Origin of the sequence: Gardnerella sp. DNF00983 (assembly GCF_049244265.1) — a bacterium.
GTDB classification, from domain to species: Bacteria; Actinomycetota; Actinomycetes; order Actinomycetales; family Bifidobacteriaceae; genus Bifidobacterium; species Bifidobacterium vaginale_J.
The window spans coordinates 354,174-368,072 of record NZ_CP058392.1 but is presented as its reverse complement, the minus strand read 5'-3'; the positions used below and the strand labels follow the sequence as shown (position 1 = coordinate 368,072).

At 42.2% G+C, this 13,899-nt stretch carries 9 protein-coding genes and 2 tRNA genes; 2 read left to right on the top strand and 9 right to left on the bottom strand.

Features of this window, described 5'->3' with window-relative positions:
- Positions 1 to 49 precede the first annotated feature (49 nt).
- The 4 genes from dnaE to HXT34_RS01260 form a co-directional block, all read right to left on the bottom strand.
- Complete coding sequence (dnaE, locus tag HXT34_RS01275; RefSeq protein WP_421785097.1) at positions 50 to 3,616, bottom strand: DNA polymerase III subunit alpha; 3,567 nt, start codon at positions 3,614 to 3,616, stop codon at positions 50 to 52.
- A gap of 46 nt (positions 3,617 to 3,662) precedes the next feature.
- A complete protein-coding gene (locus HXT34_RS01270; RefSeq protein ID WP_421785095.1) occupies positions 3,663 to 4,619 on the bottom strand; it encodes an RluA family pseudouridine synthase in 957 nt (318 codons plus the stop codon).
- On the bottom strand, positions 4,612 to 5,106 hold the full coding sequence (locus tag HXT34_RS01265) for a signal peptidase II (protein ID WP_391495947.1): 495 nt from the start codon (positions 5,104 to 5,106) through the stop codon (positions 4,612 to 4,614). The genes HXT34_RS01270 and HXT34_RS01265 overlap by 8 nt, the downstream gene beginning before the upstream one ends.
- A gap of 96 nt (positions 5,107 to 5,202) precedes the next feature.
- Positions 5,203 to 6,531, bottom strand: a complete 1,329-nt coding sequence (locus HXT34_RS01260) for a DivIVA domain-containing protein (protein WP_119526189.1) — start codon at positions 6,529 to 6,531, stop codon at positions 5,203 to 5,205.
- A 203-nt stretch (positions 6,532 to 6,734) separates the two neighbouring features.
- Here HXT34_RS01260 and HXT34_RS01255 point away from each other — a divergent pair, with 203 nt between their 5' ends.
- Both HXT34_RS01255 and galE read left to right on the top strand, forming a co-directional pair.
- Positions 6,735 to 7,013 (top strand): YggT family protein, encoded by a 279-nt coding sequence (locus tag HXT34_RS01255; RefSeq protein ID WP_421785092.1) that lies wholly within the window; start codon positions 6,735 to 6,737, stop codon positions 7,011 to 7,013.
- 646 nt (positions 7,014 to 7,659) lie between these two features.
- On the top strand, positions 7,660 to 8,670 hold the full coding sequence (gene galE / locus HXT34_RS01250; protein WP_101886115.1) for a UDP-glucose 4-epimerase GalE: 1,011 nt from the start codon (positions 7,660 to 7,662) through the stop codon (positions 8,668 to 8,670).
- Positions 8,671 to 8,719: 49 nt separating this feature from the next.
- Here galE and HXT34_RS01245 read toward each other — a convergent pair.
- From HXT34_RS01245 to nrdG, 5 genes are all read right to left on the bottom strand, one after another.
- Positions 8,720 to 8,792 (bottom strand) — tRNA-Phe (locus HXT34_RS01245).
- 43 nt (positions 8,793 to 8,835) lie between these two features.
- Positions 8,836 to 8,909, bottom strand: a tRNA-Asp gene (locus HXT34_RS01240).
- A 102-nt stretch (positions 8,910 to 9,011) separates the two neighbouring features.
- A complete protein-coding gene (locus HXT34_RS01235) occupies positions 9,012 to 11,063 on the bottom strand; it encodes an ABC transporter ATP-binding protein (RefSeq protein WP_421785090.1) in 2,052 nt (683 codons plus the stop codon).
- Between the two features lie 2 nt (positions 11,064 to 11,065).
- Entirely contained in the window at positions 11,066 to 12,940 is a 1,875-nt protein-coding gene (locus tag HXT34_RS01230; protein WP_421785088.1) for an ABC transporter ATP-binding protein, read from the bottom strand.
- 69 nt (positions 12,941 to 13,009) lie between these two features.
- Positions 13,010 to 13,717, bottom strand: coding sequence for an anaerobic ribonucleoside-triphosphate reductase activating protein (gene nrdG / locus HXT34_RS01225; protein ID WP_421785086.1), 708 nt, complete (start codon positions 13,715 to 13,717; stop codon positions 13,010 to 13,012).
- Between the last annotated feature and the right edge of the window lie 182 nt (positions 13,718 to 13,899).

Below are 13,899 nucleotides of genomic sequence, written 5' to 3'. Positions count from 1 at the left end.
TTAAAGCATACCTAGTTTTATATTTTATCAAATCAGCAGTGCATATTTTCTACGCGCTAGGCAAACAACTAGATCCAAAAACAATTTTCATTTCAGCAAACAAAGAAGTATCTCGCTTTACACGGAAACGATCTCCAAAAGTAAGAACTTGAGCCTTGCCAGTATCGTCTACAAGAGCCAAGCGCACTTCACAGCATCCTGGATGTCGGCTCAAAATATCACTTAATTGCGCAACATGACCTTTATCTAGAACTTTGCGAGGAATAACAACTGTTAAAGGTCTTTCATCCACTGATTCGAGAGTTGGTATTTCAAACTCTGTAGCACGCATTGAAACAGTTTCATCACGCACTTCAACTTGTCCGCGAATACGCACAACTTGGTCAATTGCAAGTTCTTGCGCTGAAGCTTCGTACACTTTACCAAAGAACATGCATTGTATTGAACTTTCCATGTCTTCAACTGTGACAATCGCCCAAGCGTTACCTTTTCGAGACACTCGCCTATCTACGCTCGTAACTAGGCCTGCAATAGTTACTTGCTGACCGTCGCTCATAGTTCTTGCTCTGTCGATCAGTTGAGCGATTGACATCTCACGTAAATCTGCCAAAACTGCAGACAATCCACTTAGTGGATGGTCAGAAACGTACAATCCAAGCATTTCTCGCTCAAAATTAAGCTTTGTCTTTTTATCCCACTCTTCAACATCAGGTACAGTAATTTGCATATCTCCCATACCATTGTCTTCATCCGAGTCAGAAGACGAATCAAGATCAGCAAATAAATCAAACTGACCTTCTGCCTGCTTACGCTTAAGCGCAATCACAGAATCAATCGCAGGATCACAAATTTGAAACAGCGCACGACGATTTGAATCAATAGAATCAAAAGCTCCAGCTTTAATAAGCGATTCTACTAGTCGGCGGTTTAGTGCGGTAATTGGCACGCGCTTTACGAAATCCATAAAGTTTACGAAACGTCCGCGCTCGCCTTCGCGCTCAGCAATAATATCGTTTACTGCTTTGTCTCCAACGTTACGAATAGCGCCCAAACCAAAGCGCACAACATCTCCAACTGCGGAATACTCAAGAACAGACTCGTTTACATCAGGCTGCAAAACTTGAATACCCATGCGCCTTGCCTCGCCCAAGTACAGTGCAGTTTTATCTTTATTCGTGCGCTCGTTTTGCAGCAAAGCTGCCATAAATTCCACAGGATAATGCGTTTTTAAGTATGCCGTCCAGTAAGAAATCAGACCATAAGCTGCAGAGTGAGCTTTATTAAACGCGTAACCAGAGAACGGAACCAAAACATCCCACACAGCTTGTGCAGCTTCTTCAGAATATCCGTGAGCTTTCATACCTTCAAAGAATGGCACTTGCTCTTTTGCTAGCACTTCCGGCTTTTTCTTGCCCATTGCTCGACGCAAAACATCTGCTTTACCAAGACTGTAGCCTGCTAAAATACGCGCTGCAGACTGCACCTGCTCCTGGTAAACAATCAAACCGTAAGTTTCGTCCAAAACTTCCTTTAACGGCTCAGCAACTTCTGGATGAATAGGGATAATATCTTGCAAACCATTCTTGCGCTTAGCGTAATTCGTATGCGAATCCATATCCATAGGACCAGGCCTGTAAAGTGCAATCAAAGCCGAAATATCGTTGAAATTATCCGGTTTCAAAGTACGTAGAAGCGCACGCATACCGTCGGAATCAAGCTGGAAAACGCCTAAAGTGTCCCCCCTGGAAAGCAGTTTATAAGTAGCTTTATCGTCTAACGGAATCTTAGTATAATCAATCGGATCTTTCCCATTATTTTCGATATTTCGCAAAGTATCGCGAATAACAGTCAAGTTGGAAAGACCCAAAAAGTCCATTTTTACAAGACCGAGCGTTTCACAAGTGTGATACTCAAAAGTTGTTGTAATCGTTCCATCAGTGCGCTCTAAAAGCGGCGAAGTGTTTGTAATTGGCTCCGAACCCATGATTGTTGCACAAGCGTGCACACCTGTTTGACGAATCAAACCTTCAATGCCCTTAGCTTCTTCGGTAATGCGATGAGTATCTGGATCCGTGTCGTACATTTCGCGGAACTCGCGCGCTTCAGCGTAACGCTTGTTTTTTTCGTCGAAAATGTCGTGCAAGCTCATATCTTTGCCGTTTTTAGCAGGAGGAAGAACTTTCGTAATTTTTTCGCCTACTGAAAACTCGTAGCCCATAATACGCGCAGAATCTTTAAGAGCTTGCTTCGTTTTAATAGTTCCGTAAATAACGCACTGAGCAACTTTATCTCTACCGTATTTTTCGCCCACGTATTCAAGAACTTTAGCTCGACCATCCGGGTCAAAATCAACATCAATATCAGGCAAGGATACGCGCTCCGGGTTTAAGAAGCGTTCGAAAATCAGACCATGTTTCATAGGATCAAGCTCTGTGATGCCCATTGCGTACGCAACCATAGCGCCTGCAGCAGAACCACGACCAGGACCTACCATTACGCCATGCGCTTTAGCCCAATTAATATAATCTGCAACAACTAAAAAGTATCCGCAGAATTGCATTTGGCAAATCACGCCGCACTCGTAATCAGCCTGCTTTAAAACTTCCATTGGAATGTTGTTATTGTAACGACGCTCCAAACCTTCCTCAACTTTTTTAAGGAATAGCGAAGTCTCATCCCAACCTTCCGGGCAGTCAAATTGCGGCATAAAAGCACCATCTTCGCCGTCGTCGAACATAACATTGCATCGACGAGCAATCTCAAGCGTATTATCACAAGCTTCTGGAAACTCTTTAAAAAGCTCACGCATTTGCTCAGCGGACTTCAAATAGTATCCGGAACCGTCAAACTTAAAACGGTCAGGATCGTCCAAGCGCGAGCCGGAATTAATGCAAAGCATAGCATCTTGCGCTTCGCGATCTTCTTCATGAACGTAATGCAAATCGTTCGTTGCAAGAAGAGGAGCGTTAAGTTTTTTTGCAATTTCAAGCAAATCTTTAGTTACGCGCGTTTCAATAGAAAGCCCGTGATTCATAAGCTCGATAAAGAAATTGTCACGCCCGAAAATATCTTGAAACTCGCCAGCTGCTCGTAAAGCCTCTTTGAACTGACCTAAGCGAAGACGCGTCTGGATAATTCCAGAAGGGCATCCTGAAGACGCAATTACACCTTTTGAGTAGGTTGACAGCACGTCTTTATCCATACGCGGGTAGCGCATAACTCTACCCTCAAGATTCGCCACAGACGAAGCTTTAAGAAGATTTGTTAAGCCGGTATCGTTTTGCGCCCACAAAGTCATATGCGTAATTAAACCGCCGCCAGAAACGTCATCTGCACGCTGATCTTCCGTGCCCCAATGCACGCGACTTTTGTCTTGTCTTGCTGTTTCCGGAGTAACATACGCTTCTATGCCAATAATTGGCTTAATCCCAGCTTTTACAGCCGTGCTCCACATTTCGTACGCGCCATGCATGTTACCATGATCCGTAATTGCAACAGCCGGCATGCCTAATTCTTTAGCGCGCGCTACTAAATCAGGTATTTTTGACGCACCATCTAGAAGTGAATAATGCGTGTGATTGTGTAAATGCACAAAATTGGTTTCCGGCTGAGTCATAAAAGATATTCTATAAGCGAAAGTTGACTGAAAAAATGCAAAAACGTTACTTTAATAATGCTCGCATAGCTTCTAACGCGTGTTGCAAATCAAGAGGATAATGCGACTTAACCGTCACTGATTTACCCGTGCGCGGATGCGTAAAAGTAAGTTCCATAGAATGCAACCATTGACGTTGCAACCCAAGTTTTTGAGCTAAAACTGGGTTCGCTCCATACATTGAATCCCCAACCAAAGGGTGACCAATAGAAGTAAAATGCACGCGGATTTGATGAGTGCGGCCAGTTTCCAAATTAACGCTTACTAACGTTGCTTGACCAAAACGCTCAAGAACATCCCAGTGCGTAACAGCAGGCTTGCCTTCCGAAGTAATAGTAAAACGAAAATCAGATACTTTTGCACGACCAATAGGAGCCTCAATAGTAGCTTTATCTTGCGCTAAATCTCCTTGGACAAGCGCATGATACGTTTTTTTAACGATATGCTTTGCAAACTGATTTTTCATTGCTTCATAAGCAAAGTCTGTTTTACAAACTAGCATTAATCCGCTTGTTCCAACGTCTAATCTGCTTACGATTCCTTTGCGCGATTCATCGCACAGCGTTGTTTTTATATCTATTCCAGCAGCTTCTAAGCATTCTGGAACTGTCGGCCCACTCCATCCTTTTGCTGCGTGAGACGCCACTCCAACAGGCTTATCTATTACAATAACATCGTCATCGTTGTAAATAATTGGAATATTACATACAGAGGATTTATTATTTTGCTCTTCTTTTTGCTGCGCTGTTACTTTTTCTTCTGCACTTTCTTTTTGATCTACAACAATCGTATCTCCATCTTGCAAAATGGAGGATTTTTGCGATTTTTTACCTAAGATTTTCGCTTGGTTACGCTCAATAAGAGATATCGCATTTGCACGCGAAACTCCCATTAGCTTTGATAAACAAACGTCAAATCTGCAGCCGGAAAATTGGCTTGTAACTTTAAAGCAAATATCACTCATCGGCATGCTCTAAAAGAGGAATCCCAATCAAAATAAGGCATACAACTGCGATTCCTGCAAACATAAGCTCAATATCTGCAACGTTCCCAACAGACCAACCGTAGTTTATAAAATCTACGACTTTGCCATTCAAAAAACCTTGAGCATATTGCGCTCTATCAATGAGGTTTCCAAAAGCTCCAGCAAACGCTAGAGCAAACGCAATAGTCCAATACAAAGATTTTGTGTGCTTAACAGCAGCTATCATTGCACCACAAGCAGCACAAGCTAATACGCTAATAACCCACGTAAAAGAAGAGCCTAAGCCAAATGATGCTCCAGGATTTCGTACAAGAGTTAAAGAAAGCAAGTGCGGCACAAGCTCAATGTTTTTCCCGTCACTAAGCGTCGCCAAAGCCCAAAGTTTTGTTATGCGATCCAGCACAACACCAATAAAAACAATCAGTGCAAAAACGGCTACGCGAGTACGTAGCCGTTTCACACGCACATCTCTATGCGTCAATATTTATCCGATCTTTAGTAATTCAAATAGTATCGGTGCAGTGCGCAACATTTTAAAATATCAGTCACGCACTGCTAAAAACTACTCTTGCTTACCAGATTCTTCACCCTGCTTGTTGCCTAATGCAGCATAGGTATTTTCATCAGAAACTTGAGCAACCAACTGACCAAGGAAATCAGTCAAGCGAGTACGATATTCAGTCTCAAATTGCTTGAGGCTCTGAATATTTCCTTCAATAACTTGAGTTTGCTTCTCAAGATTCTCACGTACCTGACGAGCATATGCATCAGCAGCTGTACGAGTTGTAGAATCATAGTCTGCAGCACGATGCTGTACTTCAGCTTCATACTGGTCAGCTTGATCGTGCGTCTGCTTAGAGTAATCATCAGCAGCTTGACGAACCTTACCAGAGTAAGCGTCAGCCTCATTGTGAGCACGAGCAGCATAAGAATCAGCATCGCCGCGAGTACGAGTAGAGTAATCGTCAGCATCAGCATGAGTCTGCTTGCTGTATTCTTCAGCTTCAGAACGAGTGCGTGCAGAATATTCATCTGCTTTAGCAACAGTTTCGTTATAACGAGCTTGGCTTTCTTCAACAATTTGTTGAGCCTTAGCCTTGCCCTTATCTACATATTGATCATGCAATTGCATAGCAAGAGTCAACATTGCAGTTGCACGCTCTGGCTCAGAACCTTGTGCTTCTGCACCAGCACCAGCAATCTTTTGCAAGCTACCAGTTTCAGTATTTGGTTCCATCTTAGCAACCTGCTTTCGAAGCTGCTCTTCACGCTGACGAGACTCTTCCAACTGCTTGGAAAGTTCCTCAACCTTAGTGTTTTCCTGCTGAGTGACAACAAGCTGCTGGCGAACAGTTTCAAGCTCACGACCCAAGTTTTCGCTGCTTGCACGGAAGTCGTCACGCTCGCGAGTAACAGTTTCAAGCTCTTTTTGAACCTGCTTAGCATTGTCTGCTTGAGCAGTTTGAGCAGTTAACTGATCTACCTGCGCACCCAAACCATCTAACTGTTCCTTCAACTGCTGGTTTTGAGCAGTCAAAGCACGATTACTTTCTTCAGCTTCACGCAACTTAGTTGCAGTAGCTTCAAGTTGAGAAGCAGCTTCATTTGATTCGCCCTGCTTCTTAGAAGCACTACGCAATGCTTCATTTTCCTTAGTTAAGGATTCTACCTTAGAAGTTAACTCAGCAATCTTCGTATTCAAACCCGCAACATCACGGCCAAGAGATTGCGTGGAAGCCCCTAGGCCCTGCACTGCCTGCTGACCGAGTGCTTCTATTGTTTCTGTAACCTGATCGAGAAACTCGTCGACCTCGTCAACGTCATAACCTCCCTTAAAACGTACAATTTGGAAGGTATGCTCTCGAATGTCCTTAGGCGTCAACAGAGTCATATGCTTTACACCTCGCTTTTTGGGCATAGCCCTTTGATATATATCTATTCGATGCTATCACGTCCGCAGAAAATTAGTGCGGTTAATACAAAAATTTATGTAACAAAACGCCGCTTTTATAAAAATTACGCTCTTAAAACAATAAACTCATATATGCTTAACTTAAATGTGTCAGTTGTATTATTTTGTAAGGTGATGTTCGAATGATATTTGTTGCGTTATCTGTATTGCGTGTGCTAATACGCGCTTATTTGATAATAATGATTATTCGAATGGTTGCAGATTGGTTATTTGTGCTTATTCCTCGTATGCGTCCTAGAGGTGTTTTTAATTTTCTAATACGGATTATTTATTTCATAACAGAGCCACCATTGCGCGTATTGCGCAAGTTTATTCCTCCAACTCGTTGTGGAAATATTAGTATTGACGTAAGTTATATGCTTTTATATTTTGCTTTATACGTTCTTCAAATTTGGTTATAAATTATATTGCATCTTAATTATGCCGTCATTCAGTCGCGTGGATATTTGTGTGGTAGAGATTTGAGATTTTTCGCACTGATTGGATGCTTGCACGTTTATGAAGTTTTGCAGTTGTGCTCTGCAGACGCTGATTCTCTATTGCATAGAGAACGCTAGCACTCATGCTGCTGCACACGTCACACCGGGCACAAATACCACGCACCCCACCGAAGCTTAATTGCGCGACTTTAGTGACACTTAGTAAACCACGCACTTTCGTAACAAATTGCACTAGTCTATGAGTTTTGTGTTGGCGTTTAGTGTGTTGAGAGGCTGGAAAAATTGTGTTCAGTGCTAAAAGAGGACTGAGGAAGCAACATTGTTAAATGATAGGCGAACACAATAGAATGCTTTAACAGTTAAGGCGACGAAGGACGGGACGCACGCAAACACAAATTTTCCAGCCTCGTCAAAACCAAAAAACTAAACCAGTTACAAAACTCATAGACGATACTAAAGAATATCGAAAATAAAATCGCAAATAAAGAAATCCCCTAAAACTCGCTCCACTCCAATCAAATCGTAAATAAGCTATACCATTAAACTTCAGTTTTACGAGATATAATCTCACTGATTGTATTGATATTATTCAAAAGGAAGGTCGACAATGACTGTTCTTGTTACAGGTGGATGCGGATACATTGGAGCACACGTAGTTCACGCCTTACATGAAACAAAGCAAAATGTCGTCGTCGTTGACGATTTAAGCTACGGAAAGCCTACAAGAATTGAAGGCGCACGTCTTTATGGTATGGATATCTCTTCTCCTGATGCAGGAAAGCGACTTGCGCAAATCATGAAGGACGAGAATGTTGATGCTGTAATTCACTTTGCTGCTAGAAAGCAAGTTGGAGAGTCCGTAGAAAAGCCACTTTGGTATTATCAACAGAATATTAACGGCATGCTTAACGTGCTTGAAGGCATGAAAGATAGCGGAGTTAAGAAGCTCGTATTTTCTTCTTCTGCAGCAACTTATGGAGTGCCTCCCGTTGAAGTTGTACCAGAAGATGTTGTGCCAATGTTGCCGATTAACCCTTATGGTCAAACCAAGCTTTTTGGCGAGTGGATGGCGCGCGCTTGCGAGCACACTTACGGCATTCGCTTCTGCGCACTGCGTTATTTCAATGTTGCGGGCTGCGGTCCGGTGGAATTGGAAGATCCTGCGATTTTGAACTTAATTCCTATGCTTCTTGACAGGCTACAGCGAGGAAAAGCACCTGCTATTTTTGGCGACGACTACCCTACTGCTGATGGCACTTGCATTCGCGACTATATTCACGTTTCTGATTTAGCAGACGCGCATATTGCAGCACTTACATATTTGGATCGCGACGAGCGCAAGTACGACGCTTTTAACGTAGGAACTGGTAAGGGTACGTCTGTGCGCGAAATTGTTGACGAAGTGCGCAGAGTTACCGGTTTGCCATTTAAAGAAACTGTTCTTGATCGCAGAGCTGGAGATCCTCCACAGCTTATTGGCAGCACGAAGCGAATTAACGAAGAAATGGGTTGGCATGCTCGCTACGACGTGAAGGATATCGTAGAATCTGCTTGGGCAGCTTGGCAGGCAAATCCTGAACATCATATTGATGTTGATTCGTGGAAGCAACTTGACTAGCGAATAAAACAAAACGCGCGGCACAAATCGTGTCGCGCGTTTTTTGTTGTGGCTCCGAGCGGGATCGATCCGCTGACCTAACGATTTTCAGTCGTTCGCTCTACCAACTGAGCTACAGAGCCATGACGAATAAAAAACCCGGCGAACCGGGTATTCTATTAATCGCGACCCCGGCCGGACTTGAACCGGTGACCTCCGCCGTGACAGGGCGGCGCTCTAACCAACTGAGCTACGGGGCCGTGGCTTTGTTCTCTCGAACAGCCGAGTCACTATCTTACAGAATCCTTAGCAAAATGCAAGTGCCGCGCGTGTTCGGCGTGTTGCGGCACAAAATCAAGCTATTATTCAAGCTCAACAGCTCCAGTGCAAAGCTGATAATACTCCCCACGTTTTGCCAATAATTCCTCATGCGAACCGCGCTCAATGATGCGACCGTGATCCAGCACCATAATCACATCAGAATTGCGCACTGTAGACAGCCTGTGAGCGATTACAAACACAGTACGCCCTTCCATCAAAGAATCCATTCCATGTTGAACTAATTCTTCAGTATGCGTGTCAATCGATGAAGTTGCTTCATCGAGAATTAACACAGGCGGATTTTCTACTGCAGCACGAGCAATAGAAATAAGCTGCTTCTGACCTTGAGAAAGCCCTTCACCGCCATTGTTAAGCTGCGTATTGTATCCGTCAGGAAGATGAGAAATAAACGCGTCAGCATGGGCCAATTTTGCAGCTTGAATACAATCTTCATCGCTAGCATCAAGATTTCCATAACGAATATTGTCCATTATTGTGCCAGTAAATAAATTCACATCTTGTAAGACAGTGCCAATAGCGTGACGCAAATCCGTTTTGCAAATATCGCGCACATCGATGCCATCATACAAAATTTGTCCATCATCGATGTCGTAAAAACGCGTAAGTAAATTCGCAATAGTAGTTTTTCCAGCACCTGTAGCTCCAACAAGAGCAACTTTCTGACCAGGCTTTGCAAACCACGTAATATCGTGCAAAACAGGATGATTCTCTTTGTAACCAAACACCACATCCGTAAAACGTACGTCGCCTCGAAGCAAAGTATAGCGGCCATCTTTAGAAGTGCGAGCATCTCGCTTTGCATGGCACACAATCTCTTGAGCCATTTCGCTTAAGTTTTGAGCGCGCTTATTAGCTTTAGTGCCATTATCTTGCTTTGATCTTTTCCAAGCCCAATAAATATTACTTCCTTCAGATTTTTCGTCTACTTCTTCAAGCACATCAAATGCTGATTTTTCTTCAAGATCTTCAGCAGACTGAAGTACACTCACTTTAACTAATTGCACACTGCCAGAATCAAGTTCTGGCTTTTCATCAAGTAACTCAAAAATACGAGAAGCTCCTGCGAGAGCCATCATAAGTGCGTTAGCTTGCATTGTAATTTCGCCAATAGGATTAATAAATGCGCGCGAAAGTGCCAGTAAAGATATAAGCGTACCCAATGTAAGAGTACTAGATCCAGCTAATCCCAGCGTTGGCATACCAGCTGAAGCAGCCCACGCACCGAGTAAAGCAATTAATACATAAAGCAAATAGCTTGCATTGCTAATAACAGGCATTACATTATTCGCATAAGAATTCGCACTTGCAGAAATTTTTTGCACTTTTTCTATGAAATTATCTAATTTTTCAATAGAATCTGCTTCATGATTAAAAATTTTAATTACTTTGCTGCCAGTTGCAGATTCTTCAACAAACTCATTTAACTCGCCTAATGCATGCTGGAATTGCTCAAATAAACTGCCAGATTTCTTTAGCATAAAACGCACTAAATAAAGCAATATTGCAGTAAATATAGCTACAAAAACTGCAACCGGAAGCGATAAGCACATAATAGATATAAACGCTGCCAAAATTGACATTAGTGCAGAAAAAGAGTCCGGAAAAGCCCACGAAATTGCTTCACGAAGAACCTCAGTATCGTTTGTGTAACGGCTCATAATATCGCCGTAACCTTGAGAATCTAAGTAACGCAATGAAAGCTTCTGCTGATGCTTAAACATCGAGTCTCGCAAATCACGCATAACACTTTCAGATATATTCGCAACAAGCCTGCTCCAAAGCCAAGAACAAAACACGCCAACAGCGAAAACACTTGCCATCAGAATAATCATGCGAACAAGAGGCATCCAATCCTGATTATGCTTACCGACAAGCGGAAGAATATACGAGTCAACAAGAGATTGCAAAAACACTGCGCTTGCAGCTTGCACAATTGCGCTAACTATTATTGATGCAATAATTACGCAAATTTTAACTCGATACACAAGCACATAAGAGGCAAGTCTGCTAAGAGTTTTCCAACTAATAGCTGAATCTTTTTTAGAAGAGTGAGCAGTTTTATTATTAGACATTTTCACTTAGCTCCTTCTTCTTTAGTTGCGCTAGTTATGCGACTTTTTTCTTGAGAAATCGCCATATTTCTGTAAATTTCACAAGATTTAAATAACTCATCATGCGAACCTTTGGCAACAACACGACCATCTTTAAGAACAACAATAATATCTGCATGTTCGATTGAAGATATGCGCTGAGCAACGATAATTTGCGTAGAATCAGGCATAAACTTTTTCAAGCCATCGCGAATTTTACTATCAGTTTTCATATCAACTGCACTCATCGAGTCGTCGAGGATTAAAATTTTCGGCTTCCTCAAAAGTGCGCGCGCAATGCACAAACGCTGTCGCTGACCACCGGAAACATTCTTACCACCCTGGTCAATATGCGTATTGTAGCCGTCTGGTAAATCTTTAATAAACTCATCAGCACAAGCAATTTCGCAAGCTTGACGCAAATCATCATCGCTTGCTTCCGCTCTGCCCCAGCGAAGATTTTCTGCAATTGTGCCACTAAACAAAATATTTTTTTGTAGAACAACACCAATTTCTTCACGCAAACTAGAAGAATCATAATCGCGAATATCTTTTCCGCCTACAAAAAGAGTGCCAGAAGTTACGTCATAAAGTCTTGCAATTAATTGCACTAAACTTGATTTTCCAGATCCCGTTGCGCCAACAACGCCAACAGTTGCTCCAGAAGGAATAGATATATTTATATCGTGTAAAATTTCCTGTTCTGCTGGAGTAGATTCATCTGTATTATCCGATTTAGGATAGCGTAACGAAACATTTTCAAAACGCACAGAAGAGTCAGAAAGCTTTGTAAGTGGATGCTTTGAAATAACTTCAGTATTTCGAGATTGCAAAACCTTTGAAATACGATGCATCGAAGCTCGAGCTGTTAACGACATTACAAAAACTGCAACTAAATTCGCTAAAGCAAACAAAATTTGCAAAGCATACACCACTAATGCAGCAAGATTTCCTGTTGTTAAACCAAAAGCAGGATTATTTCCGGAAGCCACAATTTCGTGCGAAGCCAACCACGCAATAAGCAGCATTCCAGAATAAAAACATAAGTTAAACAAAGGAATACTGCAATTTAACACATACTCAGCTTTAATAAAATAATCATAGATTTTATGCGAAATACGCGTAAAACGACTTATTTCATAATCAGAACGCACATAAGACTTTACTACGCGAATATTATGCAAATTCTCGCCAACTCGATTATTCATCTCGTCAATCATTCGATAAATTCGAGAAAATGCTGGAGCAACTATACTCGCACCAAAAGCGCCAATTGCACCAACAATAGGCACAAACGAAAGAAAAACCCACGAGATAGCAGGGCTAATTGAAAAAGTAAACCACCAAGCAGTGATGATAATCATAACGCTGCGAACACCAGAGCGAATAATCATTTGATAAGCAAATTGCACATTTGACACATCGCTAGTCATACGCGTAACAACAGTGCCACTAGAAAACTTATCTAAATCAGAAAAACTTAAACTTTGCAAGCGTGAAAACATGTTGTGACGTAAATTTTTACCGAAACCAGCACTAGAATGCGCGCAACAAATACCAGAAATAATGCCTGTAATCATTGCAATTGCAGCAAAAATAAGCAATTGCAAACCATAATATTGCACAGCTTCTTGAGAACGTGACATAATGCCAAAATCAATAAGATTTGACATTACTGTAGGGATTGCAATTTGCATAGCAGCTTCAACGAGAATAGTAACAGCTGTTAAAACGCCGAGAAAACGGTACTTTTTTAAAGAACTCAGTATTGTTCGAAGTGCTCGAGGGGCATAGTCTTTTTTACGAGAATCTTTTTTCGATTCATCAAACTCACTTGGCTTCTCAGACTTCTCTGCCATTCTTCCCCTACTCTAAATCAAATACTTATGTTTAATAATATCACCTTTGAATATAAGGCAGGCAGGGGTTTACGAAGCATCGCCTTCGCCTTGCGCGCGATCTTTGCCGTAAATTGACGGAATAAAACGCTCCTGATCGTGAAGCTTTTCCCAAATTACAGGAGGATTTTGCGGATTTTCCAACGACTTTGGCACGTCAATAATTCGCTGATTACTAGAGCCGCGGAATTGCAAAAGCGAATCGTGCAAATCTTTCATATAACGGCCGTCAACAAGAATATCAATGTAACGCAAAAGCTCAAGCTTATCAGGCGTCTCCCCTGGGCGCATAAGCTCTTCCCAAGTGTATCCAGTCCAACTCCAAATGTCTTTTGTATTGCCAAACTCTTTTCTAATACGCTTGCAAAGAGGCAGCAAAATGCCCGTATTAAGCAACGGCTCGCCGCCAAGAAGCGTTAAACCTTGCACATAAGGTTGCGACAAATCTTCCATGATTTGATCTTCAAGCTTTTGAGTATAAGGATGGCCTGCGCGAAAATCCCAAATCGACTCGTTATAGCACTCAACGCAATGGAACGGGCAGCCGGAAACGTAAAGCGAGCAACGAATTCCTTCGCCGTCTGTCATCAAAAAACGCTTGTAATCGGCGATCATCCCCTGGCTCATGCGCTCACTAGACCACTGCCCTGCGCGAGGATTATTGGAAAGAGAGGTAGGAATCCACGGCCCACGATTCACATCTGCAGGCGCAAAATCGTGCAAACTAATGCGAGCCATATCCAACCCCCTTTCAAACCAAATAAACAACCAAAAAATAAACGACCAAATTTGCGAAAATAAAATAAATCCAGCCGTTAGAAAGTGCAATCACAAAACGCAATACATTTCTAACGGCCAGATTATCACCAAACAACAAACACAAGAAAAGCTATTTATTTAGCTAAATTATCTAGTCATAC

What these genes read in the sequence shown, in the direction of transcription:
- HXT34_RS01260 (WP_119526189.1), bottom strand. Translation starts at nt 6,531, where the DNA reads ATGACTCTGTTGACGCCTAAGGACATTCGAGAGCATACCTTCCAAATT.
- nrdG (WP_421785086.1), bottom strand. Translation starts at nt 13,717, where the DNA reads ATGGCTCGCATTAGTTTGCACGATTTTGCGCCTGCAGATGTGAATCGT.
- HXT34_RS01270 (WP_421785095.1), bottom strand. Translation starts at nt 4,619, where the DNA reads ATGAGTGATATTTGCTTTAAAGTTACAAGCCAATTTTCCGGCTGCAGA.
- HXT34_RS01235 (WP_421785090.1), bottom strand. Translation starts at nt 11,063, where the DNA reads ATGTCTAATAATAAAACTGCTCACTCTTCTAAAAAAGATTCAGCTATT.
- HXT34_RS01230 (WP_421785088.1), bottom strand. Translation starts at nt 12,940, where the DNA reads ATGGCAGAGAAGTCTGAGAAGCCAAGTGAGTTTGATGAATCGAAAAAA.
- HXT34_RS01255 (WP_421785092.1), top strand. Translation starts at nt 6,735, where the DNA reads ATGATATTTGTTGCGTTATCTGTATTGCGTGTGCTAATACGCGCTTAT.
- dnaE (WP_421785097.1), bottom strand. Translation starts at nt 3,616, where the DNA reads ATGACTCAGCCGGAAACCAATTTTGTGCATTTACACAATCACACGCAT.
- galE (WP_101886115.1), top strand. Translation starts at nt 7,660, where the DNA reads ATGACTGTTCTTGTTACAGGTGGATGCGGATACATTGGAGCACACGTA.